26 protein-coding genes are annotated in these 26,234 nt (G+C 71.4%); 17 read left to right on the forward strand and 9 right to left on the reverse strand.

Annotated features, from left to right (window positions below; translation table 11 throughout):
* Positions 1-107: 107 nt before the first annotated feature.
* The 6 genes from ACIBF8_RS09935 to ACIBF8_RS09960 all read left to right on the forward strand — a co-directional run bounded on the left by ACIBF8_RS09935 (position 108) and on the right by ACIBF8_RS09960 (position 5,285).
* Entirely contained in the window at positions 108-605 is a 498-nt protein-coding gene (locus ACIBF8_RS09935) for a 2Fe-2S iron-sulfur cluster-binding protein (protein WP_396782471.1), read from the forward strand.
* Positions 602-1,585, forward strand: coding sequence for an FAD binding domain-containing protein (locus ACIBF8_RS09940; RefSeq protein WP_396782050.1), 984 nt, complete (start codon positions 602-604; stop codon positions 1,583-1,585). The genes ACIBF8_RS09935 and ACIBF8_RS09940 overlap by 4 nt, the downstream gene beginning before the upstream one ends.
* Positions 1,582-3,672 carry a xanthine dehydrogenase family protein molybdopterin-binding subunit gene (locus ACIBF8_RS09945; RefSeq protein WP_396782052.1) on the forward strand — a complete coding sequence of 697 codons (2,091 nt, stop codon included), beginning with the start codon at positions 1,582-1,584 and terminating at the stop codon, positions 3,670-3,672. Before ACIBF8_RS09940 ends, ACIBF8_RS09945 begins: the two co-directional genes overlap by 4 nt.
* A gap of 28 nt (positions 3,673-3,700) precedes the next feature.
* Positions 3,701-4,066 carry an ArsR/SmtB family transcription factor gene (locus ACIBF8_RS09950; protein ID WP_396782054.1) on the forward strand — a complete coding sequence of 122 codons (366 nt, stop codon included), beginning with the start codon at positions 3,701-3,703 and terminating at the stop codon, positions 4,064-4,066.
* On the forward strand, positions 4,066-4,707 hold the full coding sequence (locus tag ACIBF8_RS09955) for an SRPBCC family protein (protein WP_396782056.1): 642 nt from the start codon (positions 4,066-4,068) through the stop codon (positions 4,705-4,707). Before ACIBF8_RS09950 ends, ACIBF8_RS09955 begins: the two co-directional genes overlap by 1 nt.
* Positions 4,708-4,769: 62 nt before the next feature.
* A complete protein-coding gene (locus tag ACIBF8_RS09960) occupies positions 4,770-5,285 on the forward strand; it encodes an NUDIX domain-containing protein (RefSeq protein ID WP_396782058.1) in 516 nt (171 codons plus the stop codon).
* A 126-nt stretch (positions 5,286-5,411) separates the two neighbouring features.
* Here ACIBF8_RS09960 and ACIBF8_RS09965 read toward each other — a convergent pair whose 3' ends face one another.
* On the reverse strand, positions 5,412-6,869 hold the full coding sequence (locus tag ACIBF8_RS09965) for an ATP-binding protein (protein WP_396782060.1): 1,458 nt from the start codon (positions 6,867-6,869) through the stop codon (positions 5,412-5,414).
* The gene (locus ACIBF8_RS09970; RefSeq protein ID WP_396782061.1) at positions 6,866-8,524 is read right to left on the reverse strand and encodes an FAD-dependent oxidoreductase; all 1,659 of its coding nucleotides are present in this window, start codon (positions 8,522-8,524) and stop codon (positions 6,866-6,868) included. The genes ACIBF8_RS09965 and ACIBF8_RS09970 overlap by 4 nt, the downstream gene beginning before the upstream one ends.
* A 150-nt stretch (positions 8,525-8,674) precedes the next feature.
* Here ACIBF8_RS09970 and ACIBF8_RS09975 point away from each other — a divergent pair, with 150 nt between their 5' ends.
* From ACIBF8_RS09975 to ACIBF8_RS10000, 6 genes are all read left to right on the forward strand, one after another.
* A complete protein-coding gene (locus tag ACIBF8_RS09975; protein WP_396782062.1) occupies positions 8,675-10,912 on the forward strand; it encodes a hypothetical protein in 2,238 nt (745 codons plus the stop codon).
* A 43-nt stretch (positions 10,913-10,955) separates the two neighbouring features.
* Positions 10,956-11,447, forward strand: a complete 492-nt coding sequence (gene smpB / locus ACIBF8_RS09980) for an SsrA-binding protein SmpB (RefSeq protein ID WP_124856073.1) — start codon at positions 10,956-10,958, stop codon at positions 11,445-11,447.
* A 123-nt stretch (positions 11,448-11,570) separates the two neighbouring features.
* On the forward strand, positions 11,571-11,993 hold the full coding sequence (locus tag ACIBF8_RS09985) for a molybdopterin-binding protein (protein WP_396782063.1): 423 nt from the start codon (positions 11,571-11,573) through the stop codon (positions 11,991-11,993).
* A complete protein-coding gene (modA, locus tag ACIBF8_RS09990) occupies positions 11,990-12,778 on the forward strand; it encodes a molybdate ABC transporter substrate-binding protein (protein WP_396782065.1) in 789 nt (262 codons plus the stop codon). Before ACIBF8_RS09985 ends, modA begins: the two co-directional genes overlap by 4 nt.
* 83 nt (positions 12,779-12,861) lie before the next feature.
* Positions 12,862-13,632, forward strand: coding sequence for an ABC transporter permease (locus tag ACIBF8_RS09995; protein ID WP_396782472.1), 771 nt, complete (start codon positions 12,862-12,864; stop codon positions 13,630-13,632).
* Complete coding sequence (locus tag ACIBF8_RS10000; protein ID WP_396782066.1) at positions 13,629-14,696, forward strand: ABC transporter ATP-binding protein; 1,068 nt, start codon at positions 13,629-13,631, stop codon at positions 14,694-14,696. Before ACIBF8_RS09995 ends, ACIBF8_RS10000 begins: the two co-directional genes overlap by 4 nt.
* Positions 14,697-14,791: 95 nt before the next feature.
* Here the strand turns inward: ACIBF8_RS10000 and ACIBF8_RS10005 are convergent, their stop codons facing one another.
* From ACIBF8_RS10005 to ACIBF8_RS10015, 3 genes are read right to left on the reverse strand one after another with little or no spacing between them, the layout of a single operon-like run.
* Entirely contained in the window at positions 14,792-15,205 is a 414-nt protein-coding gene (locus tag ACIBF8_RS10005; RefSeq protein WP_396782067.1) for a type II toxin-antitoxin system Phd/YefM family antitoxin, read from the reverse strand.
* A gap of 42 nt (positions 15,206-15,247) precedes the next feature.
* On the reverse strand, positions 15,248-15,547 hold the full coding sequence (locus tag ACIBF8_RS10010; protein ID WP_396782069.1) for a GNAT family N-acetyltransferase: 300 nt from the start codon (positions 15,545-15,547) through the stop codon (positions 15,248-15,250).
* A gap of 7 nt (positions 15,548-15,554) precedes the next feature.
* A complete protein-coding gene (locus ACIBF8_RS10015; RefSeq protein ID WP_396782474.1) occupies positions 15,555-16,868 on the reverse strand; it encodes a hypothetical protein in 1,314 nt (437 codons plus the stop codon).
* Between the two features lie 80 nt (positions 16,869-16,948).
* On the opposite strand from ACIBF8_RS10015, the gene ACIBF8_RS10020 reads away from it, so the two are divergent.
* The 3 genes from ACIBF8_RS10020 to ACIBF8_RS10030 all read left to right on the forward strand — a co-directional run bounded on the left by ACIBF8_RS10020 (position 16,949) and on the right by ACIBF8_RS10030 (position 19,791).
* Positions 16,949-18,508: an NAD(P)/FAD-dependent oxidoreductase gene (locus ACIBF8_RS10020; protein WP_396782071.1), complete on the forward strand. Its 1,560-nt coding sequence runs from the start codon at positions 16,949-16,951 to the stop codon at positions 18,506-18,508.
* A 93-nt stretch (positions 18,509-18,601) separates the two neighbouring features.
* Complete coding sequence (locus tag ACIBF8_RS10025) at positions 18,602-19,285, forward strand: carbon-nitrogen hydrolase family protein (RefSeq protein ID WP_396782072.1); 684 nt, start codon at positions 18,602-18,604, stop codon at positions 19,283-19,285.
* The gene (locus ACIBF8_RS10030; RefSeq protein ID WP_396782074.1) at positions 19,279-19,791 is read left to right on the forward strand and encodes a DUF523 domain-containing protein; all 513 of its coding nucleotides are present in this window, start codon (positions 19,279-19,281) and stop codon (positions 19,789-19,791) included. Before ACIBF8_RS10025 ends, ACIBF8_RS10030 begins: the two co-directional genes overlap by 7 nt.
* 3 nt (positions 19,792-19,794) lie before the next feature.
* Here the strand turns inward: ACIBF8_RS10030 and ACIBF8_RS10035 are convergent, their stop codons facing one another.
* A complete protein-coding gene (locus tag ACIBF8_RS10035) occupies positions 19,795-19,998 on the reverse strand; it encodes a hypothetical protein (RefSeq protein WP_396782075.1) in 204 nt (67 codons plus the stop codon).
* On the opposite strand from ACIBF8_RS10035, the gene ACIBF8_RS10040 reads away from it, so the two are divergent.
* Positions 19,985-20,323 (forward strand): LysR substrate-binding domain-containing protein, encoded by a 339-nt coding sequence (locus ACIBF8_RS10040; protein ID WP_396782077.1) that lies wholly within the window; start codon positions 19,985-19,987, stop codon positions 20,321-20,323. The genes ACIBF8_RS10035 and ACIBF8_RS10040 overlap by 14 nt on opposite strands.
* 165 nt (positions 20,324-20,488) lie before the next feature.
* On the opposite strand, the gene ACIBF8_RS10045 is transcribed toward ACIBF8_RS10040, so the two are convergent.
* The gene (locus ACIBF8_RS10045; protein WP_396782475.1) at positions 20,489-21,367 is read right to left on the reverse strand and encodes an SAM-dependent methyltransferase; all 879 of its coding nucleotides are present in this window, start codon (positions 21,365-21,367) and stop codon (positions 20,489-20,491) included.
* A 199-nt stretch (positions 21,368-21,566) separates the two neighbouring features.
* Here ACIBF8_RS10045 and ACIBF8_RS10050 point away from each other — a divergent pair, with 199 nt between their 5' ends.
* Entirely contained in the window at positions 21,567-25,031 is a 3,465-nt protein-coding gene (locus ACIBF8_RS10050) for a ThuA domain-containing protein (RefSeq protein ID WP_396782079.1), read from the forward strand.
* A gap of 270 nt (positions 25,032-25,301) precedes the next feature.
* Here ACIBF8_RS10050 and ACIBF8_RS10055 read toward each other — a convergent pair whose 3' ends face one another.
* Both ACIBF8_RS10055 and ACIBF8_RS10060 read right to left on the reverse strand, forming a co-directional pair.
* Entirely contained in the window at positions 25,302-25,538 is a 237-nt protein-coding gene (locus ACIBF8_RS10055; RefSeq protein WP_396782080.1) for a hypothetical protein, read from the reverse strand.
* 313 nt (positions 25,539-25,851) lie between these two features.
* Positions 25,852-26,223 (reverse strand): hypothetical protein, encoded by a 372-nt coding sequence (locus tag ACIBF8_RS10060; protein WP_396782081.1) that lies wholly within the window; start codon positions 26,221-26,223, stop codon positions 25,852-25,854.
* Positions 26,224-26,234: the final 11 nt, after the last annotated feature.

Consider the following 26,234-nt stretch of genomic DNA (forward strand, 5'->3'; position numbering starts at 1 on the left):
AACGGCTTTGCGTTATTCGCCCTGAGATATACCAACAAAGCTAGTCTGGGCCGGTGCAGGGCGGACCGGAGAACGCGACGACGATCGACGAACGGCACTCGTCCCGGGTGACGGTCGAGGTCAATGGCGCGTCCCGCGAGGTGGCGCTGGACAACCGCACCACCCTGCTCGACGCGCTGCGCGAGCACCTCGGCCTGACCGGGGCGAAGAAGGGCTGCGACCACGGCCAGTGCGGCTCCTGCACCGTGCTGCTGGACGGCCGCCGGGTGAAGAGCTGCCTGGTCTTCGCGGTCACCGTGGACGGCCGGTCGGTGCTGACCGTCGAGGGGCTGGCCGGGCCGGACGAGCTGTCCCCGTTACAGGCCGCGTTCATCGCGAACGACGCGTTCCAGTGCGGCTACTGCACGCCCGGGCAACTCTGCTCCGCCCGGGGGATGCTCGACGAGGTCTCCCGGGGTTGGCCCAGCGCGGTCACCGGCGACCTGAACGCGCCCGCCGAGCTGACCGACGCGGAGATCCGCGAGCGGATGGCCGGCAACCTGTGCCGCTGTGCGGCGTACCCCCACATCGTCGCGGCCGTGCGCGAGACGGCGGCGTCGTCGTGAGGGCGTTCCGTTACCACCGGCCCGCCGACGTGGCGGAGGCGGTCGCCGTGCTGGCGGCCGAACCGCAGGCCGCGTACCTGGGCGGCGGAACAAACCTGGTGGACCTCATGAAACTCGGGGTACAGCGCCCCGACGTGTTGGTGGACGTGACCCGGCTGCCGCTGGACAGCGTCGAGGAACTGCCCGACGGGGGGCTGCGGATCGGCGCGACAGTGCGCAACAGCGACCTCGCGGCCCACCCGGCGGCGCGGCGCGACTATCTGGTGCTGGCCCGCGCCCTGCTCGCCGCCGCCTCCGGACAGCTGCGCAACATGGCCACCACCGGCGGCAACCTGTTGCAGCGCACCCGCTGCGTGTACTTCCAGGACACCGGCAAGGCGTGCAACAAGCGGGAGCCCGGCAGCGGTTGCGCCGCCCGGCACGGCCAGAACCGCGACCTGGCGGTGCTGGACTGGTCCGAGCAGTGCGTCGCCACCCACCCGTCCGACCTGGCCGTCGCGTTGGCCGCCCTCGACACGGTGGTGGAGGTGCACGACCCCGGCGGCCCCCGGGACATCCCGATCGCCGACCTGTACCGCTCCCCCGGCACCCACCCGGAACGGGAGACCACCCTGACCCGGGGCACGCTGATCACCGCCGTCCGGTTGCCGGCGCTGCCGGCCGCACGCCGCTCGACGTACCTCAAGGTGCGCGACCGGGCGTCGTTCGCCTTCGCCGCCGGCTCGGTGGCCGCGGTGCTGGACCTCGACGGTGACGTGGTCCGCGACGTGCGACTGGCGTACGGGGCGGTGGCGCACCGGCCGTGGCGGGCGTACCGGGCCGAGGAGGAGCTGCGCGGTCGCCCGTTCAGCCCCGAGCTGGCGGCGCGGGCCGCCGACGCGGAGCTGGCCGAGGCGCGCCCGCTGCGGCACAACGGTTTCAAGCTGCCGCTGACCCGGGCCATCACCGTCCGGGCGCTCACCGAACTGGCGGCGTCGTGAGCACCGACGCGGTCGGACGGGCGTACCCCCGGTTGGAGGGCCCCGCGAAGGTCACCGGCACGGCCCGGTACGCGGTGGAGTACCCGGTCGACGGGATCACCTACGGCTGGGCGGTGCCGGCGGCGGTGGTGCGGGGCCGGATCACCCGGGTCGACACGACGGAGGCGTTGGCGTCGCCCGGCGTGCTGGCCGTGCTGCACCACGGCAACGCGCCCCGGATGGCGCCCGGCCCGCAGCCGGAGCTGTGGCTGTTGCAGGATCCGATGGTGCACTACCGGGGGCAGTACGTCGCCGTGGTGGTGGCCACCAGCCTGGAGGCGGCCCGCGAGGGCGCCCGACTGGTCCGCATCGACTACGACGCCAGCCCGCACAGCACCGTGCTCACCGACGACCACCCCAGCCTGTACCAGCCGGACCAGGTCAACCCCAGCTATCCGACGGACACCGCCGAGGGCGACTTCGACGCCGGGTACGCGGCCGCCCCGGTGCGGGTGGACGTCACCTACCGGACGCCGGCGTACCACAACAACCCGATGGAGCCGCACGCCACCACGGCGCAGTGGCAGGACGGGCGGCTGGTGGTGCACGACTCCACCCAGGGCGCGACGCCGGTACGGGCCACCCTCGCCGAGATGTTCGAGCTGCCGCCGGAGTCGATCCGGGTGATCGCCGAGCATGTCGGTGGCGGCTTCGGCAGCAAGGGGTACGCCAAGGCGTCGGTGGTGCTGGCCGCCCTCGCCGCCCGGCACGTGGACCGGCCGGTCAAGCTGGCGCTGACCCGGCAACAGCTGTTCGGCCCGGTCGGGTACCGCACCCCCACCATCCAGCGGGTCCGTCTCGCCGCCGACGCCGACGGTCGGCTCACCGCGATCTGCCACGACGCGATCAGCCAGACCTCGACCGTCCGGGAGTTCGCCGAACAGACCGCCGTCTACACCCGCAGCATGTACGCCGCACCGCACCGACGCACCACGCACCGGTTGGCCCGCCTCGACGTGCCCACGCCGTTCTGGATGCGTGCCCCCGGCGAGTGCCCCGGCGCGTACGCCCTGGAGTCCGCGCTGGACGAGCTCGCCATCGCCGTGGGCATCGACCCGGTGGAGCTGCGCATCCGCAACGACACCGAGGTCGACCCCGACCAGGGACGGGCGTTCACCAGCCGCAACCTGGTGGCCTGCCTGCGCGAGGGCGCGCAGCGGTTCGGCTGGGCCGACCGTGATCCGTCGCCCCGGTCCCGGCGCGACGGGCGCTGGCTGATCGGTTCGGGGGTGGCCGGGTCGAGCTACCCGGCTCGGGCCCGTCCCTCCTCGGCGACGGCCACCGCCCGGCCCGACGGGAGTTTTCTGGTCCGGATCAACGCCACCGACATCGGCACCGGTGCCCGGACGGCGATCTGGCAGGTGGCCGCCGACGCCCTGGGGGTCGCGCCGGATCGGGTGGAGATCCGGATCGGGGACACCGATTTGCCGGCGGCGGCGCTGGCCGGCGGCTCGATGGGCACCGCCAGCTGGAGCTGGGCGGTGATGCGCGCCGCTCAGGCGCTGCGCGAGAAGCTGCGCGACGGCGGGCCGCCGACCGGCGAGGTGACCGCCGAGGCGGACACCACCGACGAGGTGGGCGGGCAGCCCGCGCTGCCCCGGTACGCGTACGGGGCGCACTTCGTCGAGGTGCGGGTCGACGTGGACACCGGCGAGGTGCGGCTGAACCGGATGCTCGGGGTGTTCGCGGCGGGCCGGGTGGTCAACCCGACGACGGCGCGCAGCCAGCTCATCGGCGGCATGACGATGGGGTTGTCGATGGCGCTGCACGAGGAGGGCCTGCTCGACGAGCGGTACGGCGACTGGGTCAACCACGACCTGGCCACCTACCACATCACCGGCTGCGCGGACGTGGAATCCATTGAGGCGTACTGGCTGGACGAGCGGGACGACGAGCTGAACCCGGCCGGGGTGAAGGGCATCGGCGAGATCGGCATCGTCGGCAGCGCGGCGGCGGTCGCCAACGCGGTGCACCACGCGACCGGCGTACGGATCCGCGAGCTGCCGATCCGGCTGGACAAGCTCATCGGAGTATCAGACTTGGCTTAAATAAGCCACTGGTGATACAACTGTCAGCGTGCACGCCTTCGACGTGCTGGGCGATCCGGTCCGGCGCCGCATCCTGGAGCTGCTCGCCGCCGGCGAGCAGACCGCTGGCGCGGTCAGCGCGGTCATCCGCGACGAGTTCGGCATCTCCCAGCCCGCCGTGTCCCAGCACCTCAAGGTGTTACGCGACAACGGCTTTGCCACCGTGCGGCCGGAGGGCACCCGGCGGCTCTACGCGGTCGACCCGCGCCCACTGCGCGAGGTCGACGGTTGGCTGGAGCACTTCCGCCGGTTCTGGACCCCGCCCCTGGCGGCACTCGCCACCGAGCTGGCCCGGGGCCGACGCGAGCGTCGGCTGCGCGGGCCCGCCGACCCACCCGACGAGAGGAACACCTGATGTTCGACGCCACCGAGCAGATCAACGCCGTCCAGCGGAAGGTCGGCAGCCGCACCCTGGCAGCCGGCGAGGCCCGGGTCACCACGATCAGCCAGACCTACCAGGCGACAGCCGAGGACCTGTGGGACGCCTGCACCAGCGCCGAGCGCATCCCGCGCTGGTTCCTGCCGATCTCCGGCGACCTGCGGCTGGGCGGCACGTACCAGCTCCAGGGCAACGCCCACGGCACCATCGAGAGCTGCGAGCCGCCGCACCGCTTCACCGCCACCTGGGAGTACGGCGACGAGGTCAGCTGGATCGAGGTACGACTCACCCCGGTCGACGACGAGCGGACCCGGCTTGACCTGGACCACATCGCGCACGTCGACCAGGACCGGTGGGCCCAGTTCGGGCCGGGCGCGGTCGGCGTCGGCTGGGACCTCGGGCTGCTCGGCCTCGCCTCGCACCTGGCCGGCGACGGCAGCGGGATCACCCCGGAGCAGAGCGCCGAGTGGACCGCCTCCGACGAGGGACGACGGGCCATGGAGCTGAGCAGCCACCTGTGGTGCGAGGCCAGCATCGCCGCCGGCACCGACGCCGACGAGGCGAAGGCCGCCGCCGAACGCACCACCGCCTTCTACACCGGCGCCCCGGCGGCCTGAGCGCCCGACGGTCGGGCGGCGGCGCGGCGGTCTGGGCGGGGATCGGAGTAACGTGCTGCGGCATGACCGGCACGCCGTACTCGCACTGCTCCTACTGCGGCGCCGCCTACCCGACGGCCGCCGGATGGCCGCGAGTCTGCGCGATCTGCGGCGAAACCGTCTGGCGCAACCCGCTGCCGGTGGCGGTCGCGGTGCTGCCGGTGCGCACAGCCGAGGGCCTGGGTGTGGTGGTGGTCCGCCGGGACATCGAGCCGGCCCGCGGCCTGCTCGCGCTGCCCGGCGGCTTCATCGAGTACGGCGAGGAGTGGTCCGACGCGCTCGTCCGTGAGCTACGGGAGGAGACCGGCCTGATCGCGGCGGCCGAGGACGCCCGGCTGTTCGCGGTGCACGGCGCACCGGCCGGCGGCACAATGATGATCTTCGGAGTGCTGCCCGAGCGGGCGGCCAAGGACCTGCCACCGTCGGCGCCGACCGAGGAGGCGACCGAGTGGCTGGTGCTCACCGACCCGGTCGAGCTGGCGTTCTCCACCCACACCCGGGTACTCGCCGACTTCCTCACCCCCAACCGCGTTCCCTAACCCACGCCCCCCACTGCGCCGATCTTGCGCTTTCTGTCGCGACCAATGCCACAAAGCCGGCGTTTCGTCGACACAAAGTGCAAGATCGGCGCAGTGGGGGGCGTGGTGGCACCAGACCCGCGTCAATCACCCAGGCGGCGCGTCGCCCGGCTCGTCCGGTGGAGCCTCGGTGATCGGCAGCAGGACCCGGAAGGTGGTCCGACCGGGCTCGGTCTCCACCCGGATGTCGCCGTGGTGTTTGTGCACCACGATCCGGTACGAGATGTCCAGCCCCAGCCCGGTGCCCGCGCCGACCGGCTTGGTGGTGAAGAACGGCTCGAAGATGCGCGGACGCACCTCGGGCGGGATGCCCGGCCCAGTGTCGGTGATCTCCACCGCCAGCATGTCGTCGACCCGTCCGGTGCGGACGGTCAGCACACCCTTCTCCCCCATCGCGCCCAGGGCGTTGTCGATCAGGTTGGTCCACACCTGGTTCAGCTCGGCCGCGTACGCCGGGACCGGCGGGAGGCTCCGGTCGTACTCGCGGACCAGCTTGACCTCGGCGGGGATCTTGCCCTTGAACATCACCAGCGTGGCGTCGAGCAGGTCGTGCACGTCCACCACCCGGTGCGGCGCGCGGTCCAGCTGCGAGTACTGCTTGGCGGCGCCGACCAGCCCGGAGATCCGGGTGACCGCGTCACCGATCTCCCGCATCAGCAGTTCGGTGTCGACGGTGTAGGTGAGCCAGCGCACCGCCGCCTCCAGGTCGGCCGCGCCGACCGCGGCCTTCACCTGGCCCAACCAGGCCGCGTCGAGCCCACCGCCGACCAGAATCGGCGCCAGGTCCCAGGCCCCGCCGACCCCGTGCTCCTCCAGCCAGTCGGTGAGGGTGTCCTCGGCGTCGGCGGTGGCCATCGGGGTCAGCTTCGGCGCGGTGGCGACCCGGGCGACCGCCTCCTCCTGCAACGCGACCAGACCGTGCAGGGCACTGCCGTCGAGCCGACCGTCGGCGATCATGGCCAGTTTGTGCCGCATCCCGGCGACCCGGTCCCGCAGCACCGACGTGGCCCGCACCGCCGCCGCGGCCGGGTTGTTCAGCTCGTGGGTCAGCCCCGCCGAGAGCGAACCGAGGGCCAGCAGCCGCTCCCGTTCGCCGACGATGGCCTGACTGTCCCGCATCCCGAAGAACAGCCCTTCCAACAGGTGCATGGGCATCGGAAACCAGGACCGCAGGGCCTCGGCGAAATCCTCCGACGGCAGCACGAAGAAGTCCGCGTCGGTCACCGCCCGCAGCGAGTTGCGGTAGACCTGGTCGACCTGGTCACCCAGGTACGCCTGAGTGGCCCCGCCGTACACCCCGCGCTGGTCGGTGCGGCTGACCTCGACGTCGTCACCGCGCACCAGGCGGCTCAACGCCACCGCCCCGCGCACCAGCACGAAGAAGCAGGTCGCGGGCTCGCCCTCGCCGTACACCAGGGTGCCCCCGGCGCGCTGCTCGACCCGGCCACGTTCGGCCAGCCAGTCGAGCTGCCTGTCGTCGAGCGCCTCGAACAGGAACAGGGTGCGCAACTGCGCCGGTGTCAGCCGTTCACTATCCGTGCTCATTGGGCCTCCAGGTAGCGGTGCACGAGCGACACCGCCATCGCGCCCTCACCGACGGCGGAGGCAACCCGCTTGACCGACGCGGCCCGCACGTCGCCGGCGGCGAACACCCCCGGCACGCTGGTCTCCAGGTGGTACGGATCGCGCGACAGCGACCAGCCAGCTGGCCGCCGCCCACCGACGAGCAGATCCGGGCCGGTCACGATGAAGCCACGCCCGTCGCGGACCAGCACGCCGTCCAGCCAGTCGGTACGGGGCTCCGCGCCAATGAAGATGAACAGCCAGGAGGTGTCGACCGAGCGGGCCTCCCCGGTGCGGGTGTCGCAGAGGGTGAGCCGTTCCAGGTGGTCCTCCCCCGCGCCGCCGACCACGGCGGTGTGCGGGTGCACGGTGATCTTGTCGATCCGTTCCAGCTGGTCGATCAGGTAACGCGACATCGAGGCGGTCAGGTCCGCGCCGCGGATGAGCAGGTGCACCCTCGACGCGTACCGGGAGAAGTGGACCGCCGCCTGGCCGGCGGAGTTGGCCCCACCGACGATGTAGACATCCTGCTCGACGCAGCTCGGCGCCTCGGTCGCGGCGGCGCCGTAGAACACCCCCCGCCCGGTGAGGTCGGCCAGCCCAGGGGCGTCGAGCACCCGGTACGACACACCGGTGGCCAGCACCACGGTGTGCGCGGCGATCTCGGTGCCGTCACCGAAGCGCAGCAGCCGGGCGCCGCCGGCCTCGCTGAGACCGACCACCTCCCGGGCACTGAGCAGCTCGGCGCCGAACTTGACCGCCTGCCGCCGGGCCCGATCGGTCAACTGCGCGCCGGAGACGCCATCCGGGAAGCCCAGGTAATTCTCGATCCGGCTGCTCTGCCCGGCCTGACCGCCGGTCGCCCGTCGCTCGACGAGGACGGTGCGCAGCCCCTCCGACGCGCCGTACACCGCCGAGCCGAGACCGGCCGGGCCACCGCCGATCACCACCAGGTCGTAGAAGTCGCACGCCGGCACCACTGTCAACCCGGCCAGCGCGGCCAGCTCGGCCTCGCTGGGGGCGACCAACGCCTTGCCCTCGGGCGTCACCACCAGCGGTACGTCCGCCTCGGTGGCCCCGGCCGCGTCGAGCAGCCGTACGCCCTCCGGGTCGTCGGACAACAGCCACCGGTACGGCACCAGGTTGCGGGCCAGGAAGTCGCGAACCTTGAACGACGGCGCCGACCAGCGGTGCCCGACGACCCGGATCTCGACGCTGGCCGCGTCCGGGGTGACCGCCCACGCCTCCAGCAGCCCGTCGACCACCGGGTACAGCTTCTCCTCCGGCGGGTGCCAGGGCTTGAGCAGGTAGTGGTCCAGGTCGACCACGTTGATGGCCTCGATCGCGGCGTCGGTGTCCGCGTACGCGGTGAGCAGCACCCGGCGGGCGGCCGGGAAGATGTCCATGGCCGCCTCCAGGAACTCGACGCCGGTCATCTCCGGCATCCGGTGGTCGGCCAGCAGCAGCGCCACCTGTTCGCCGCGCAGCTTGACTTCGCGCAGCGCGTCCAGCGCCTCCGGCCCGGAGGAGGCCCGCAGCACCCGGTAGCGGTCGCCGTAGCGGCGCCGGACGTCCCGGGCCACCGCCCGGGACACCACGGGGTCGTCGTCGACGGTCAGGATCACCGGATTCGCCATGGCGCCATGAAATCACCTGCCGTGGGTCGACCGCACCATCGCCAGGGGCGGGCCACGGTTGATCGCGTCCCGGATGGGTAAGCCGGGGAGCCGCGCGGGTGGCCGGACATCGACGACCCGCCCGGCTGCCGCGCACACCTCGGGGGGCCCATGGCGGACGCGACACCGACCGGACCGACGACGTCGGGCGGGATCGTGGAGCTGCGGGTGCACGGTGTCTCCGGCGCGGGGGCGGACCAGGTGTTGGACCGGCCGCACGTGCACCAGGTCGCCGGGGACCGCAGCGGAGGGTTCTACCGCCCGCGTCCCGGTTATCCGGACTCGACCGGGACGGACGGGGTGACGCTGGAGGCGTACCGCTGGAGTGACCTGCCGTCCGGCACGGCGGTGCGGACCCTGTCGCTGGTCTTCCTGCTGCCGTTCATGCTCTGCAACGTGGCGCTCTGGATGCGCCCGGCGAACACCGTCTCGCAGCGTGGCTTCATGGCGCTGTGCCGGGTGCTCGCCCTCACTCTCACCGTGCTCTACGTGCTCTCCATCGTCGGGGTGGCGCTGGACCTGATCGCGTGGCGCTGCATGGACACCCCGTCGTGCCTGGCCGGTCGGAGCTGGCTGTCCTGGCTCGGCGGACGCCCCACCGGGCTGCGCCTGGGCGTGCTGGCGCTCGTGCCGGTCGCCGCCATCGGGCTCGTCTGGTGGCTGGGCGCCCGCCCCGGCCATTCGTTCGACGCGTTCCGAACGCCGTCGAGCCAGGCGTCGAAACACCGGTTGAGCGCCGTCGGCCAGTGGGACGGCGAGCCTCTCGTCGGGCGGCTGCGCTCGGCCCACGTCGCGGCGGCGTTCGCCACGCTGGACGGCAGCCTGCTGACCGCGCGGGCCAGCCAGCACTCCTCGTGGGTGATGGTGATCCTGTTGACGGCCACCGGGGTGGTGCTGCTGGTCTGCCTGGCCCTGGTGACCGTGGTCCCGAGCATCGACCGGACCGGCCCCGCGCCCCGGGTGGACGGCGTCTTTCGCGGGCTGCGCACCATCACCGTCGGCCTGACGATGCTGGTGATCGTGCACATCGTCATCAGCCCGGCGCCGTGGCCGCAGGTTGGTGCACTGCCCGGTTACGGCGCGATCGTCGCCTGGCTCTTCGTCAGCCAGACCGTGCTGGTGGCGGCGCTCGCCGTGCTGGTGATCTGGCGGCGGGGTGGTGGGCAGCGCAGGTCACCTATCCGCGCGTTGGGATCGCCGGTCTTCATGACGATCTCGGCCGGGCTCGCCGTGGCGTTCTCCGCCGAGCTGGTCTACCGGATGGCGGACCTGCTCGATCGCCAAGGGACGACCGCGGACGGCCTGGAGACCAGCCCTCCCCTGGCGTACAAATGGGCGATCTTCGGGTTTTTCCTGGCGGTGGTGACCGCTCTGCTGGTGGCCGGCCTGGTGACCAGGCTGACCCGGCGCGAACGGCGGCGGGCCGCCCAAGCGATCGTGGCCGCCGACTTTCCGCACGCGCCGCCGCAGGCGGCGGACCGGCTGCGGCGGGTCGAGCAGGCGGTGGCCCGGGCCCGTTTCACCGAACGGCTGGAACCACTCTTCGTGGTGTACGCCGGCCTGGCGGCGCTCGGCCTGGCCACCAGCGTGCTCGGCCTGCTCCAGCTGTTACCGGGCGACGTGGCGCAGCGCTACGTCGGGATTCCGGAGGGCATGGTCAACTTTCTGATCGGGTCGGGTAGCTACGTGATCGCCGCGATCCTGCTCGGCCTGGTGGTGAGCGGCATCTTCGCCTACCGGACAGCGCAGTTCCGTCGATACGTGGGGGTGCTCTGGGATCTGGGCACCTTCTGGCCTCGGGCCGCGCACCCGTTCGCACCGCCCTGCTATGCCGAGCGGGCCGTGCCGGAGCTGGCCAAGCGGATCTCCTACCTGGTGGAGCAGGGGCACGGCGTGCTGCTGACCGGACACAGCCACGGCTCGGTGTTGCTCGCCGCGACGGTCCTGCAACTGCCCACCCGGGTCACCGACCGGGTCGCCCTGCTGACCTACGGCTCACCGCTGGGCCGGCTGTACTCCCGGCTGTTCCCGGCGTACGCCGACGAGCCGGCGCTGCGGGAGATCGGCGACCGGGTCGGCTGGCGCTGGATCAACCTGTGGCGCGACACCGACCCGATCGGCGGGTGGATCTTCGCCTCCCACCGGCCCGGGGAGGCCGAGACCCTGACCGGGCCGGCGGCGACCGTGGATCGGCGGTTGACCGACCCGCAGGACGTGGTGCCGGCACCCAGCGACAGCGTTCCCCCACCGATCCTGGCGCACTGGCCGTGTGAGTCGCAGGAGGCATTCGGGGAGGCGGTCCGTGACCTGACCGCGCGACTGCGCGCCGAGCGCCCGGCGCGCGACTGAGCCGGCCGGTACGGTTGCTCCACCGGCCGGATATCGTCGCCTGGTGACCCCGTCCAAGCCACCAGCGCGCCGGTTGATCGCCTCCAACAAGAAGGCCCGGCACGAATACACCGTGCTGCGCACCTATGAGGCCGGCATCGTGCTGGTCGGCACCGAGGTGAAGTCGCTGCGCGAGGGACGGGCCTCGCTGGTGGACGCGTTCGCGCACGAGCGCGACGGCGAGATCGTGCTCTACGGCCTGCACATCGCCGAGTACGCCTACGGCACGTGGACCAACCACGCCCCACGCCGCAACCGCAAGCTGCTGCTGCACCGGGCCGAGATCGACCGGATCCTGGACAAGGTCCGCGAGGGCGGAGTGACCCTGGTCCCGCTGTCGATGTACTTCGAGAACGGCTTCGCCAAGGTCGAGTTGGCCCTGGCCAAGGGCAAGCGTTCCTACGACAAGCGGCAGACGCTGGCCGAGCGCGACGCCAACCGGGAGATCGCCCGCGAGCTCGGCCGGCACCTCAAGGGCCACCCCCGCCGGCCCTGACCTTCTCTTGCGCCAAGTCGCAGAGACGATTTCGCAACTGCAGGGAGCCGATCCCTATTTGGTAGGCAGATACCGTCCGCCTTGGGCTTTCCTCCTCGCAATTGCGGACGCTAGGGTGGGCCGGTGACGACGTACCGGATCGGGGAGGCCGCCGATCTGCTCGGCGTCAGCGCCGACACCATTCGCCGCTGGGTGGACGCCGGGCGGCTGACGGCCGGGCGCGACGAGCACGGCCACCGGGTGGTCGACGGCGTGGACCTGGCTGCGTTCGCCCGCGCGCAGGCCGCCGATCCGGACGCGGGCGCCGAGTTCTCCTCGGCCCGTAACCGGCTGCGCGGCATCGTCGTCGACGTCCGCAAGGACACGGTGATGGCCCAGGTCGACATCCAGGCGGGCCCGTTCCGGGTGGTGTCGCTGATGAGCCGGGAGGCCGTCGACGAGCTCGACCTGCGGGTCGGGTCGGTGGCCGTCGCGGTGATCAAGTCGACCACGGTGGTGGTGGAGCGGGCCGCACCCGCCGCGACCAGGGCACGGTCGGGCGGATGAGGGCGCGGGTAACCACGGCGGTGGTCGTACTGATGGTCACCGCCCTGGCGGTGGCCGGCTGCGGTGCGGGCGACGACGAGGCGACCGGCGGCACCGCTGACGGCCGCGTCACCGGCCCGGTGACCGTGTTCGCGGCCGCTTCGCTGACCGAGTCGTTCACCCGCATCGGGAAGGACTTCGAGGCCGCCAACCCCGGCAGCAACGTGACCCTCAACTTCGCCGGCAGCTCCGCGCTGGCCCACCAGATCAACCAGGGCGCACCGGCGGACGTGTTCGCCTCGGCCGCCCCGGCGAACATGACCACGGTCACCGAGGCCGGCAACGCCGACGGCACGCCGAGCATCTTCGCCCGCAACCAGTTGGTGATCGCGGTGTCCCGGGGCAACCCGAAGGGGGTGACCGGCCTGGCCGACCTGACCAGCCCAGGTGTGAAGGTGGCGCTCTGCGCGCGCCAGGTGCCGTGCGGCGCGGCGGCCCGCACCGCTCTGGACGTTGCCGGAGTCGCCCTCACGCCCGTCACCCTGGAGCAGGACGTGAAGGGTGCGCTCGCCAAGGTGAAGCTCGGCGAGGTGGACGCGGCGCTGGTCTACCGCACGGATGCGCGAGCGGCGAGCGCCGACCTGACCGGCGTGGAGTTTGCCGAGTCGGCGCGGGCGGTCAACGACTACCCGATCGCCGCGCTGAAGGACGCGCCGAACCCGGCCGGCGCGCGGGCCTTCGTCGCGTACGTCCGCTCAGCGCCGGCGCAGGCGATCCTGGCCGAGGCGGGGTTCCAGGCTCCGTGAGCCAGGTCCGCAACGACACCGCAGGCGAGCGTGCCGACAACGCACCCCGCGAGCGGCAGGCCACGCCCCGACGGCGGGGGCGGGTGCCGGCGGCGTTACTGATCCCCGCCGGGCTGGGGTTGCTGTTCCTCGTCCTGCCGTTGGCCGGGCTGGTGATCCGGGCACCGTGGACGACCCTGCCGGGGCGGCTCACCGAGCCGGGTGCGCTGACCGCGCTGCGGCTGTCGGTGCAGACCGCCACGCTGGCCACCGCCCTCTGCCTGCTGCTCGGAGTGCCGCTCGCCTGGGTGCTGGCCCGGGTCGAGTTCCCCGGCCGTCGACTGGTACGCGCACTGGTCACCGTGCCGTTGGTGCTGCCGCCGGTGGTCGGTGGGGTGGCGCTGTTGCTGGTCTTCGGCCGGCGTGGGCTGCTCGGCGGCTGGCTCGACGCCACGTTCGGCATCACCCTGCCGTTCACCACCGCGGGTGTCGTGCTGGCCGAGTCGTTCGTCGCCATGCCGTTCCTGGTGATCGCCGTTGAGGGTGCGCTACGCGCTGCCGACCACCGCTACGAGGAGGCCGCCGCGACGTTGGGCGCCAGCCGGTGGACCACCTTCACCCACGTCACGTTGCCGCTGGTGGCACCCGGTCTGGCCGCCGGGGCGGTGCTCTGCTGGGCGCGGGCGCTCGGCGAGTTCGGTGCCACCATCACCTTCGCCGGCAACTACCCCGGCCGGACGCAGACCATGCCGCTCGCCGTCTACCTGGCGTTGGAGACCGACCTGGAGTCCGCGATCGTGCTCAGTCTGGTGCTGCTCGTCGTGTCGGTGGGCATCCTGGTCGCGCTGCGGGATCGCTGGATGACCAGCGCATGAGCGGTCGACTCCTGGACGCCCGGCTCGTCGTCGACCGGGATGCCTTCCGGCTCGACGTGCCGCTGCGGGTGGCGCCGGGCGAGGTGGTGGCGCTGCTCGGCCCGAACGGCGCCGGCAAGACCACCGCGTTGCGCGCGCTGGCCGGGCTGCATCCGCTCACCGACGGGCATGTCACCCTCGACGGCGTCGACCTGGACCGCCCGACCACCGGGGGTTGGGTGCCCACCGAACGCCGGCCGATCGGCGTGGTCTTCCAGGACTACCTACTCTTTCCGCACCTCAGCGCATTGGACAACGTGGCCTTCGGGCCGCGCCGGCACGGCGTCGACCGGCGGGCCGCCCGTGCCACCGCGCGGGACTGGCTCGCCCGGGTGGGGCTCGACGCGCAGGCGCAGCGCCGCCCCCGGCAGCTCTCCGGTGGGCAGGCGCAGCGGGTGGCGCTGGCCCGCGCGCTGGCCGTGGCACCGTCGCTGCTGCTGCTGGACGAGCCGCTCGCCGCGCTGGACGCCCGCACCCGGCTGGACACCCGCGCGGAGCTGCACCGGCATTTGTCCGCCCATCCGGGCGCGACGGTGCTGGTCACCCACGACCCGCTGGACGCACTGGCGCTGGCCGATCGGCTGGTCATCGTCGAGGGCGGCCGGGTGGTGCAGGAGGGCGACGGGCCGAGCGTCACCGCCCGCCCGCGCACCGACTACGTGGCCCGGCTGGTCGGGTTGAACCTCTACCGGGGTCGCGCCGACGGTCACGGGGTACGGGTCGCGCCGCAGCTGACCCTGACCGTCGCCGACCGGTTGGACGGCGAGGCGTTCGTGGCGTTCCGCCCGGCCGCGGTGGCCCTGCACCCGACCCGGCCGGAGGGCAGCCCGCGCAACACCTGGGCGGGCACGGTGGCCGGCGTCCAGCGTCACGGCGACAACGTACGGGTGCAGGTCGACGGGCCGATCGGGGTGGCCGCCGACGTCACGCCGGCCGCCGCCGCGCAGCTGCGGCTGATCCCCGGCCAGCGAGTCTGGGTGGCGGTCAAGGCGACCGAGACGCACGGCTACCCGGCCACCGGCTGATCCCGGGTCGCCGGCGCGCCCGGACCCGCCGACACGGACAGCCGACGCGGCGGACAGCCAACACGGACAGCCGACGCGGCGGACAGCCAGCGCGGTCAGCCAGCGAGCAGGTCCGCGTGTGCGGCGCGCAGCCGGGCCAGCGTCGGGTCGCTGCCTGGGACGACCCGGCGATCCAGCTCGGCCCAGACCTCGGCCAGTGCCGCCCGGACCGCGCCCAGCTCGGCGGCGTGCCGCTGACTGCTGCGGCGGTGTTGCTCGTCGAGGCGACGAGCCCAGCCAGCGGTGACCGCGGCGAGCCGATCGGCGTCGGCGCGAGCCTGCGCGCCGCTGCGGGCGGCCGCGGCGGGAACGATCGCGGCGACCGGGCGGGGATCACCGTCGCGGGTGACGACGGTGACCGCGTCGGTCAGCTCGGCCAGCGCGACGAGCTGGCTGAACCGGGTGCGCGCCTCACGCAGCGGCACGGAACGCGGCGGGTCGGAATGAGGGGTGAGCGCGGGGACGGCCATGGATACATGGTGCCGCCCGGGTACGACAACTATCCGCCGTCGTCAGTGGACGGTGCGTGGCGTGGCAAGCCACTCGTCGGCCAGCACCGACCAGACCTCAAGGTCGATCCGACCGTGTGGACCTGGGCTGACCTGGCGCAGCGTGCCGTCGAGGCGCAGGCCGAGCCGGCTGGCGAGGGCCTTGCTGCGGGTGTTGTCGGCGCTGGTACGCCACTCCACCCGCTGGATGCCACGCTCGCGCACCGCCCAGTCGACGATCCGGCGGACCGCCGGGGCGACCAGGCCTCTGCCCTGCGCCGCCGGGCTCGCACAACCGCGTCGGCGGGGGTCGCGCCGGGGCACGGCCGGATCAGATGATCATGTGGGTCCAGTAGCTGAGCCAGAGCACGAACAGCACGCCCTGCACCACGGCGAGGGTCGCGGTCAACCACACGTCGACGCTGGCCTGGCGGGCCCAGCGGGCCAGCACCAGCGCCACCGGGAAGGCGGCGAGCAGATAGCGCAGCAGGCTCTTGTACACCGGCGGGCCCATCGACAGCGGCACCAGCACCATGAGGACGCCGTACACCAGGTAGGCCAGTTCCCGGCGACGGAACCCGGCGACCAGCACGGCCAGGACGGCCACGGCGAACCACACCCGGGCCGCGTCGCGCGGCTCCCCGGCCAACCCGTTCAGCAGCACCGGGATCGGGTTCTGCACCTCGATCCCCCATCCGGTCTGCTGGGCGTGCTGGTAGGCGAACCAGTCCCCGCCCCGCCACCGGCAGTACGCCATGAAGGTGAACCACCCGGCGGGCAGCAGCAGCAACGGCCAGCCGATCCGTAGGTAGCCGAGCAGGGCCCGCGGTCCGAGTCGCCAGTCGTGCTGGCGGAGCAGCACCAGGACCAACGGCAGCGTCACGAGCAGGCCGACGGAGCGGCTCATCGCCAGGAAGTAGCCGACCACGCCGACCAGCAGCCACCGGCGCCGTTCGGCGTAGTAGAAGGCGGCCAGCGTGAGACAGACGAAGAGCGACTCGGTCAGCGCGGCCTGAAACAGGAACGCGGTCGGCAGCAGCACCAGGTACCGGGTGAACCGGCGGGCCGCGCCCGCGTCGCCGAGCAGCAGCTCCGCCAGCCGGTAGCCGTACCAGAGCGCCAGCAGGAACGCGACGTTGCTGATCAGCAACAGGGCGAGGGCGGTGTCACCGCCGAACAGCACGCCGACCGGCCGAGCCAGGAACGGGTACAGCAGGGGAAAGCCGAAGTCCACCCACGGCCCGCTCAGGGGCAGGGTGCTCAACCGCAGGTAGAGCAGCGAGTCCCAGGCGAACCAGAACGAGATCCACCGGTGCCCGGAGATGTCGCGCTGTTGCGCCCACATCACCGCCTCGTCCGGCGGCGGCGCGCCGGGGACCCCGTCCCAGGCGTGCAGGACCAGGAGACCGAGCAGCGTGAGCAGCAGCTTCGCGCCGAGGAACAGGCCGATGACGTACGGCCAGGGCGGCGGCACCCGACGGGCCAGGCACGCCGCGCCACGGCCTGCCGCGACCGCACGGGCGGCCAGCGCCGCCGCGCCGCTCCGCCACCGCCGCATCCGCCCGCTTCCCCCGCTCCCCCGGCCGCGCGGGGTGCCGCTCTTCTCGTTGTACGCCTCCGCGAGCCCCGCCGAAGCGAGGACCATCAACCACCAAGTGTGACATTCTGCGCAGAACGGGTAGTCGCCGCACCTCGACCATGGCGGTGAGCAGGGAGCGCGACAGCATGAGCGAGCAGCACGGCACAGTGATCATCGGTGCGGGGCCGGCAGGGCTCACCGCGGCGTACGAGCTGCTCCGGCACGGTCGGTCGGTCCAGGTGTTCGAGGCCGACGAGGTGGTCGGCGGGATCAGCCGGACGGTGGAACGCGACGGGTGGCGGTTCGACATCGGCGGGCACCGGTTCTTCACGAAGGTGCCCCGGGTGGAGGCGTTCTGGCACGAGATCCTGCCGGACGAGGACTTCCTGACCCGACCCCGGATGAGCCGGATCTTCTACCGGGGCGCGCTGTTCAACTACCCGCTCAGCGCCGTGAACGCGCTGCGCAACCTGGGCCTGCCGGAGGCCGCCCGCTGCCTCGGCTCGTACGCCCGCGCCCGGCTGCGGCCACCACGGGACCAGTCGCACTTCGAGGGCTGGGTGTCGGCCCGGTTCGGCTGGCGGCTCTACTCGATCTTCTTCAAGACGTACACCGAGAAGGTCTGGGGCATGCCCGCGGACCGCTTGCAGGCCGACTGGGCGGCACAGCGGATCAAGAACCTGTCGCTGGCCACGGCGATCCGCAACGCGCTGCTGCCCCGGCGTCGACGCACCGACGTGACCAGCCTGATCGAGCAGTTCCAGTACCCGAAGTACGGGCCGGGAATGATGTGGGAGCGCTGCGCCGAGCAGGTCCGACAGCGGGGCGGGCAGCTGTCCACCGGCAGCTGGGTCACCGCCGTGCACCGCGACCCGGCCCGCCGGCGGGCGATCAGCGTGACGGTCAACGGCGCGGGCGGGCAGCGTACCGAGGCGGCCGACCATGTGATCTCGTCCATGCCGATCTCGGAGCTGGTGGCCGCACTTCACCCGCCGGCCCCGCCGGAGGTGCTGGCCTGCGCGGCCGACCTGCGCTACCGCGATTTCCTGACGGTCGCCCTGGTGGTGCCGGCGGAGTTCTCGTTCCCGGACAACTGGATCTACGTGCACGATCCGGGGGTGCGGGTGGGCCGGATCCAGAACTTCGGCTCCTGGTCGCCGTACCTCGTCAAGGACGGGCGCACCTGCCTCGGCCTGGAGTACTTCGTGTTCGAGGACGACGACATGTGGTGTACCCCGGATGCCGACCTGGTGGCCCTCGCCACCGCGGAGCTGGAGCGGTTGGGGTTGGTTAAACCCGGCGTGGTGGAGGCCGGCTACGTCGTGCGCATGCCCAAGGCCTACCCGGTGTACGACGAGCGCTACCAGCACAACGTGGACGTGATCCGAGCCTGGCTGACCGAGGCGGTGCCGAACGTGCACCCGGTGGGCCGCAACGGCATGCACCGCTACAACAACCAGGACCACTCGATGCTGACCGCGATGCTCACCGCCGAGAACATCGCCACCGGCAGTACGCACGACGTCTGGTCGGTCAACGTCGAGCAGGACTACCACGAGCAGTCGTCCGGTGTCGACAGTCGACGCGGTACCGGCCGGGACGCTCCGGTGCTGCCCAGCCGGATCATCACCGCCCCGATCACCGCGCCCGAGGGCGCCCGCGCGGCCGGTGACGGCGGCCGGTCGGCACAGGTGCCGCTGGTCTGACGTACCGCGGCTGAACGCCGACGTACCCCCTTCAGGCCACGCCCATGATCACGGGCTGCGGCTGACGGTGGCGCTGGCGATAGGATGTGGGTTGTGCGTATCGCTACGGCTCAGCCCGCAGTTGTGGCCTACGACGTCGCCGCGAACGCGGTCACGCACGCGAGGGTCATTCGAGACGCCGGGGCGAGGCTGGTCGTCTTCCCGGAGCTTTCGCTGACCGGGTACAACCTCGATGCCCCAGCGGTTTCCTGTGATGATCCACGGCTGGCGCCAATCCGTGAGGTGTGCGCCGACACCGGTGCCGTCGCACTGGTCGGCGCACCGATAGTCGAGGCCGATGGCCGCTCATACATCGCGACGCTGCTCGTCGACGGCGCAGGCGTGACCGTGGCCTACCGTAAAATCCACCTTCATCCACCAGAGGACGAACGGTTCACCCCGGGAACCGAGCACGTCGTACTCAAACTCGATGGACTACGTCTTGGTCTGGCCATCTGCCGGGACGCGTCGCTTGCGCAACACGCCGCCGCCACGGTCGGTGCGGGCGCGGAGGTCTACGTGGCGAGCACGCTCAACTCGCCGGCCGACCCACGCGATGCGCGGATGTACGCGCGGGCGACCACGCATCGGATCCCTGTGGTGCTGTCCTGCGGAGCGGGACCGGACGGACCCTTGCTCGGCGGCGGCGGCTCCGGATTCTGGAGGTCGGACGGCACGGTGATCGCCCAGGCTGGCAGTTCCCCCGGCGAAGTGGTCGTTGCGGACGTCCCATGTTGAAGGTACTGGTCAGCGGCTGCCTGGGCGGCGCCGCGATCCGCTTCAACGAAACCAGCGTGCCGGTGAGTTCACCGATCTGGCGGAAGTGGGCAGCCGAGGGACGCCTCGTATCGTTCTGTCCCGAACTGGCTGTGGGGTTTCCGGTTCCTCGGCCGCCGGCCGAGATCGTGGGCGGCAGCGCGGCCGACGTCCTCGACAGCGGTGCGTGGGTGCGGGAAGCCTCCGGCCGCGACGTCACGCACCTGTTCCGCGCGGCCTCGCGCCGGGCGATCGACGCCGACGTGGCCCTCGCCGTCCTGGTCGACGGCAGCCCCACGTGCGGGAGCAGCTATGTCCACGACGGGACCTTCAGCGGAGTCACCGTACCCGGGCGTGGCGTGGCCGCCGAGGCGCTGCGTCGCCACGGCATCCCGGTGTTCGCTCATCATGAGTTGGAACAGGCGGCGGCAGCCCTCGCGGAGATGGAACGCCACAGCGACCCCTCGACCATGACCCGCCCAGGTTGACGCTTAGCGCGGCAGGTGCGTGCAGTGGGCCACCGTGGCGTCGTCCGGGACCTGAGCACCGGGGCCGTCGCCGGCCTGGGATTCGGCCTGCCGGACGCGACGGATGAGGCCGACTGGTCCGTTGGCGGCGAGCAGTTCCAGGACGCCGGGCCAGTCGGTCAGGCCGTACGGGCCGACGATGCGGCTGGCGCCGTTGCTGAGCAGCACGACGCTGGTCAGGTCAGCGAGGGACCGGGCGCAGACCGATCAAGCATTCTCCGCCGCCGACCTCACCCGCGACGTCGCGTTCGAGGTGACCGCCGCCGACCTGATGGCCTCGGTCGTCGCTGCGGGTCTCGGCGTCGCCATGCTCCCCTCCGCCTACGTGCCACGGCTCACCGGCGTGACCACCATTGAGGTCGCCGATGGGCCGACCCGGGTCGAACACCTCGTCTGGAGCCGCCTGGGCCGGACGCCCGCAGTAAACGCCTTTCTCGCTGTTCTGAAGATCCCGACCGGGCCGCCTCCGGAGCAGCAGCGACCCGTCCCGTGAGCCGAGCACGGCCTGCGGTCGCAAAGGTGATCGGCGAGTAGTCGCGCAACTGTTTTCGGCTGAGCGGACCTGCAGCATCGGGGCCAGTCGGCCAGGCCGTACCAGCGCCGACGAAGTCCTCGATCGTCCAACCGGCACTGGACAAGCCCCGGCCCGCACAACCGGTCAGGGCTTACGGGCCACCGCGCCGTAGATGGAGGCGTCGGCCAGGGCCGGCCGCTGCTCCGGTGGCACCTGCGGACGCCACTCGGTGACCGGGACGACGCCCGGCTCGGCAAGCTCGAGGCCGGTGAAGAAGCGGGTGAACTCGGCGCGGTCGCGGGATACGGCGTCCTGCTTCATCCGGCCGGCGGCGAACTCGGCTTCCATTTGCTCGACGATCTCGGTAGGGATGTGGTCGGTGGTGAAGTGGGTCAGCGCCAGCCAACTCCCGGAGGGCAGCGCGTCGAGCAGCCGGGCGACCTGCTCGTGTGGGCGGTCGTCGTCGGTGAGGAAGTGCGTCACGGCGACCAGCACCAGGGCCACCGGACGGGACAGGTCCAGGGTGGCGTGCAACTGGGGGTCGGCGAGGATCTTCTCCGGGTCGCGCAGGTCGGCGTCGAGGTAGGCGGTGGCCCCGGCCGGGTCGCTGGTCAGCAGCGCCCGGGCGTGGACCAGCACCATCGGGTCGTTGTCGACGTAGACGACCCGGGATTCGGGGGCGACGGACTGGGCCACCTCGTGGGTGTTGTCGGCGCTCGGGATGCCGGTGCCGATGTCGAGGAACTGCCGGACGCCGGCCTCCTCGGCGAGGAACCGGACCGCCCGGCCGAGGAAGGCCCGGTTCTCTCGGGCGAGCGTGCGCACCCCCGGGTAGACGGCAGCAATCTGGTCGCCGGACTCCCGGTCGACGGCGAAGTTGTCCTTGCCACCGAGCCAGTAGTTGTAGCGGCGAGCCGGATGCACCACCGTGGTGTCGACCCGGTCGGCACCCCGACCTGCGGGCAATTCCGATGTGGACGGCACCGTCACGAGACCTCCCCAGGTCGACGGGACACGCCGCATCCGCAGGGTCACGGGACGTATCCAGGGGACATTTTAAGCCGTACCCATCGGCCCATGGGGCCCACCGACGCACGGACGCCGCCCGGTCGGGAAACCGCTTACCAGACGGCTATTGACGGTCGTCACTGGCTGTCAGTACCGTGATGCGGGCAGCGAGAAAGCGCTTTCCGATCCTCACCGTCCGACAGGGAGCGCCCCCATGCCCCGACATCTCCGTGCGTTCTGCCTGATCCTGCTCGCCATCGCCACCGTGGTGAGCACCACCACCGCCGTGCCCGCCGAGGCTGCCCCGCGCTTCCGGGTGTTGGTCTTCTCGAAGATCACCAACTTCTACCACGACTCGATCCCGGCCGGCATCGCCGCGATCCAGCAGCTCGGCGCCGCCCACAACTTCGAGGTCGTCGCCACCACCGACGCGGCCGCCTTCACCGATGCCAACCTCGCCACCTTCGACGCCCTGGTGTTCAACAACACCAACTCCACCCCCGCCTCCGGTGACCTGCTCAACGCCAGCCAGCGGGCGGCGTTGCAGACGTTCATCCGCAACGGCGGCGGTTGGGCCGGCCTGCACGCCGCCTCGGCCAGCGAGCGCGACTGGCCCTGGTACGAGGGCCTGGTCGGCACGATCTTCGACTACCACCCCGACTTCTCGTCCACCGGCGGCACCTTCCCCGGCCGGGTCAAGGTGCTCGACCGGGCGCACCCGTCGACGCGCAACCTGCCGGAGCTCTGGGAACAGAGCGAGGAGTGGTACAACTGGCGGACCAATCCGACCGGGAACGTGCACACCCTCGCCCAGATCAAGGTGCGCGACGGCATCAACGGGCTGGACGAGGGCGTCGACCACGCGTACTCCTGGTGCCAGCGCTACGACGGCGGCCGGTCCTGGTTCACCGCCGGTGGGCACGCCAGCTCCCAGTTCAGCACCCCGACGTTCCTGGAGCACCTGCGCTACGGCATCGAGTGGGCGGCCGGCGCGGTCGCCGGTGACTGCTCGGCCACCAAGACCAGTAACTTCGAGCGGGTGGGGCTGGTCACCGAGAACCTGGCCGACCCGTTCGAGTTGGCCGTCGCCCCGGACCGGAAGGTCTACTACATCCAGCGGACCGGCGCACTGAAGGTGATCAACTCGGACACCCTCCAGGTCACCACGCTGCTGGACTTCGCGTACACCCCGGCGATGACCGACCAGTCCGACGGGCTGCTCGGGATGACCCTGGACCGCAACTTCGCCAGTAACGGCTGGATCTACCTGCTCTGGTCGGACAAGACCCTCAAACAGCTCAACCTGTCCCGGTTCACGGTCGCCAACAACAGCGTCGCGCTCTCCTCGGAGAAACGCCTGCTGACCATCCCCACCTACCGGGGTGAGGGCCGGGCCAACTCGCACATGGGCGGGTCGCTGGCCATGGACGGGGCCGGGCGGCTCTACGCGGCGATCGGTGACAACACCGACCCGTTCGCCTCCAGCGGCTACACCCCGATCGACGAGCGCGCCGGCCGCGCCGCCTGGGACGCCCAGGGCACCGCCGGCAACACCAACGACCTGCGCGGCAAGATCCTTCGGATCACCCCCCAGTCCGACGGTACGTACACCGTGCCCAGCGGCAACCTCTTCCCGGCTGGCACGGCGAAGACCCGGCCGGAGATCTACGCGATGGGCATGCGCAACCCGTTCCGGATCACCGTCGAGCCGCAGACCAACGCGGTGCTGGTGGCCGACTACGGCCCGGACGCCCGCGCCGCCGACCCCAACCGTGGTCCCGAGGGGACTGTCGAGTTCAACCGGATCACCAGCGCCGGCAACTTCGGCTGGCCGTACTGCGTGGGCAACAACATCCCGTTCAACGACTACAACTTCGCCACCAATACCTCCGGGCCGAAGTTCAACTGCGCCGCACCGGTGAACAACTCGCCCAACAACACCGGCCTGACCACCCTGCCGGCGGCGAAGTCGGCGCTGGTCTGGTACGCGTACTCCGCCTCCACCCAGTTCCCCGAGCTGGGTACCGGTGGCGGTGGGCCGATGAGCGGTCCGGTCTACGACTACGACCCGGCCAACACCCGCACGACGAAGTTCCCGGAGTACTTCGAGGGCAAGTGGATCACCTACGAGCTCACCCGCAGGTGGTTCAAGACGCTGTCGATCCACAAGACGGCGCAGACGTTCAGCAACGCGCGCTTCGGTCCGACCGCCGTCGGCGACCTCCAGTCGATCAACGGCATCTTCGACAACATGAGCTGGATCCAACCCTTCGAGGCGGAGTTCGGCCCGGACGGCTCGCTCTACGTCATCGACTTCGGCGAGGGCACCGGCAGCGGTCGCGGCGGCACCAATGCCGGCGCCGGCATCTACCGGATCGACTACGTGGCCAACGGTCGGCCGCCGACCGCGAAGATCACCGCCACCCCGGACAGCGGACGCACACCGCTCGCGGTGACGTTCTCCTCCGCCGGGTCGACCGCCGGTGACGGGTCGGCACTCAGCTACGCCTGGGACTTCACCAACGACGGCAGCACCGACTCCACCGCCGCCAACCCGAGCTTCACCTATTCGACCGCCGGGAAGCACACCGCCCGGCTGACCGTGCGCAACGGCGGCAACGGGTTGACCGCCACCGCGGTCACCGACGTGGTGGTCGGCAACACCCGGCCCACGGTGACCATCACCGTGCCCGACGGCGGCTTCTTCGACTTCGGCGACAAGATCCCGTACACGGTGACGGTCACCGACCCGGAGGACGCCACCATCGACTGCGCCAAGGTGACCGTGCAGACCCAGCTCGGCCACGACCAGCACGCCCACCCGTTGGATATCTACACCGGCTGCTCCGGGCTGCTCGCCACCGAGGCGGACGCCGGTGACGGCCACGGACCGGGGCAGAACCTCTACACCCTGATCACCGCGCAGTACACCGACGGCGGCGCGGCCGGCGGCGTACCGGCGCTGACCGGCTCGACCCGCGTCCAGTTGCAGCCCAAGAGCAAGGAGGCCGAGCACTTCAGCGCCCAGTCCGGCATCACGGTCAACGACCGGGCCACCGCCCGCGCCGGCAAGCGGCTCGGCGAGGTTGACCACAACGACTGGGTGGCGTTCGGGCCGGCGGACCTGCGCAACATCGGCTCGGTGACGCTCGGGGTGACCAACGGCGGCCTGGGCGGCACCATCGAACTACGGACCGGCTCGCCCACCGGCACGCTGATCGGCACGGCCACCATCGGCTCGACCGGCGGGTGGGACAACCTGGTCTCCCCCACCGTCACGCTGTCCAACAAGCCCACCGGCACCACCACCCTGTACGCGAAGTTCGTCAACCCGGCCCAGGTCGGCGGCACGCCGGACCTGCTCGCACTGGACTGGCTGCGCTTCAACGGTGCCGGGGTCAAACAGGAGCCGGGCGGGACGCTGTCCCTGGCCGCCAACCCGACCAGCGGCACCGGCACGCTGAACACCACGCTGACGGCTACCGCGACGGCGCCATCCGGGCAGAGCATCACCGACTACGCGTGGGACTTCGGCGACAACAGTGCCGTCGCCCACGGGGCGACACTGCGGTCGATCGCCCACACCTACCCGCGTAAGGGAACCTTCACCGCCCGAGTGACAACCACCTACACCAGCGGAGAGACCCGCTCGCTCAACCTCACCATCACGGTCACCTGACCGCCGCGCGGGTGGCGGGCGGAGATCCACCCGCCCGCCACCGGTCGGCGTCAAAGAACACCACGCCACACCACGCCACACCACGCCACGCCACGCCACGCCACGCCACACCACGCCACGCCACGCCACGCCGATCTTGCACTTTCGGTTGCCGAAAAGCGTGGAATGCACCCTATGCCGACGCCGTAAGTGCAAGATCGCGGAGGGCGCGGTCCGGCGATGTCGGGCAGGTTGACGAACCGCCGGTCCACCCGACTGATGGCGTTGCTTCTAGATGTCTTGCCGAACTCTCGCGATGTCCAGCTCCAATAAGGGGCCGAAGAACCTGGTGAACTCTTCCAGGGAGTCCGATCGGAAGATCTCCCTAGCACCGTCCAGGATGGCTACCGCACCCGAAGGAAGGTCGAACAGGTAGCCGACCGTCGCCTCTCCCCTGATGAGGACGAAGACCTGTGGCACTTGCGCCACGACAACCGTGGGGATCTCGGGCATTGGTGGCCCGGTCATCGCCGCAACTCCTCTGGTTCTCGAAGACAAGTAAGCACGTACACCCCTCCCTGAGGCACGGCCCTGGTGCCGCTCATCGGTCCCACGCTCGTGCCCGGTTGGGGTGGGATGGTGGCTGACAGGTGAGCGGGCCAGCACTCCTACGGATGCCGCCGCCCCGACACAACAAGACATCACCGACGGCGCTTCCATCATCACGAAACGTGAGGCGCGCTGGGAACGTCGCTTTAGAGGGAGCGTTATGGGGAGACCTGGGGGTTGGCGGGAGCGTCGCTAGCCCCGCCAACCAGACGACGTCGGCTACACCGCGTCCTCAGGAGGAGATGACAAGCCGCTCGATGTACTCGAAGATGTCCGCGTCTGTCTCGCGTTGCCATACCGGCATGTCCGGCCAGTCGGCGACGTAAGAGGGTTTAGGGCTTGGGAGGTGCCGGAAGATCTGCGCGATCCAGCACAGGGCGACGAAGCGGCCCTTCTGCTCCCGGGTCAGGTTTGTGGTAGCTCCCTCGGCCAGCTCAATGAAGTGGCGGACCTGCTCGAAGCAGGCTGCGGCACTCGCTCGTTCCCACTCGGGCGTATCAGCCCAGGGCGCGATGTAGCCCGGTTTCGGCTCGCCGGGGTAGTACCTCTGAACTCCAGCAACCCACGCCTCACGGAAGATCCGTCCCGCTTCCTCAACCTGCACCTGGTCCCCTT

The sequence above is a fragment of the Micromonospora sp. NPDC050276 genome (assembly GCF_044459545.1).
GTDB lineage: Bacteria > Actinomycetota > Actinomycetes > Mycobacteriales > Micromonosporaceae > Micromonospora.

Excerpts from the sequence above, each read along its gene's own strand:
- ACIBF8_RS10015 (WP_396782474.1), bottom strand. The coding sequence starts at position 16,868 with ATGGTCCTCGCTTCGGCGGGGCTCGCGGAGGCGTACAACGAGAAGAGC.
- ACIBF8_RS10050 (WP_396782079.1), top strand. The coding sequence starts at position 21,567 with ATGCCCCGACATCTCCGTGCGTTCTGCCTGATCCTGCTCGCCATCGCC.
- modA (WP_396782065.1), top strand. The coding sequence starts at position 11,990 with ATGAGGGCGCGGGTAACCACGGCGGTGGTCGTACTGATGGTCACCGCC.
- ACIBF8_RS10000 (WP_396782066.1), top strand. The coding sequence starts at position 13,629 with ATGAGCGGTCGACTCCTGGACGCCCGGCTCGTCGTCGACCGGGATGCC.
- ACIBF8_RS10030 (WP_396782074.1), top strand. The coding sequence starts at position 19,279 with ATGTTGAAGGTACTGGTCAGCGGCTGCCTGGGCGGCGCCGCGATCCGC.
- ACIBF8_RS09960 (WP_396782058.1), top strand. The coding sequence starts at position 4,770 with ATGACCGGCACGCCGTACTCGCACTGCTCCTACTGCGGCGCCGCCTAC.
- ACIBF8_RS10020 (WP_396782071.1), top strand. The coding sequence starts at position 16,949 with ATGAGCGAGCAGCACGGCACAGTGATCATCGGTGCGGGGCCGGCAGGG.
- ACIBF8_RS09975 (WP_396782062.1), top strand. The coding sequence starts at position 8,675 with ATGGCGGACGCGACACCGACCGGACCGACGACGTCGGGCGGGATCGTG.
- ACIBF8_RS09955 (WP_396782056.1), top strand. The coding sequence starts at position 4,066 with ATGTTCGACGCCACCGAGCAGATCAACGCCGTCCAGCGGAAGGTCGGC.
- ACIBF8_RS09970 (WP_396782061.1), bottom strand. The coding sequence starts at position 8,524 with ATGGCGAATCCGGTGATCCTGACCGTCGACGACGACCCCGTGGTGTCC.
- ACIBF8_RS09965 (WP_396782060.1), bottom strand. The coding sequence starts at position 6,869 with ATGAGCACGGATAGTGAACGGCTGACACCGGCGCAGTTGCGCACCCTG.
- ACIBF8_RS10045 (WP_396782475.1), bottom strand. The coding sequence starts at position 21,367 with ATGCGGCGTGTCCCGTCGACCTGGGGAGGTCTCGTGACGGTGCCGTCC.
- ACIBF8_RS10055 (WP_396782080.1), bottom strand. The coding sequence starts at position 25,538 with ATGACCGGGCCACCAATGCCCGAGATCCCCACGGTTGTCGTGGCGCAA.
- ACIBF8_RS10005 (WP_396782067.1), bottom strand. The coding sequence starts at position 15,205 with ATGGCCGTCCCCGCGCTCACCCCTCATTCCGACCCGCCGCGTTCCGTG.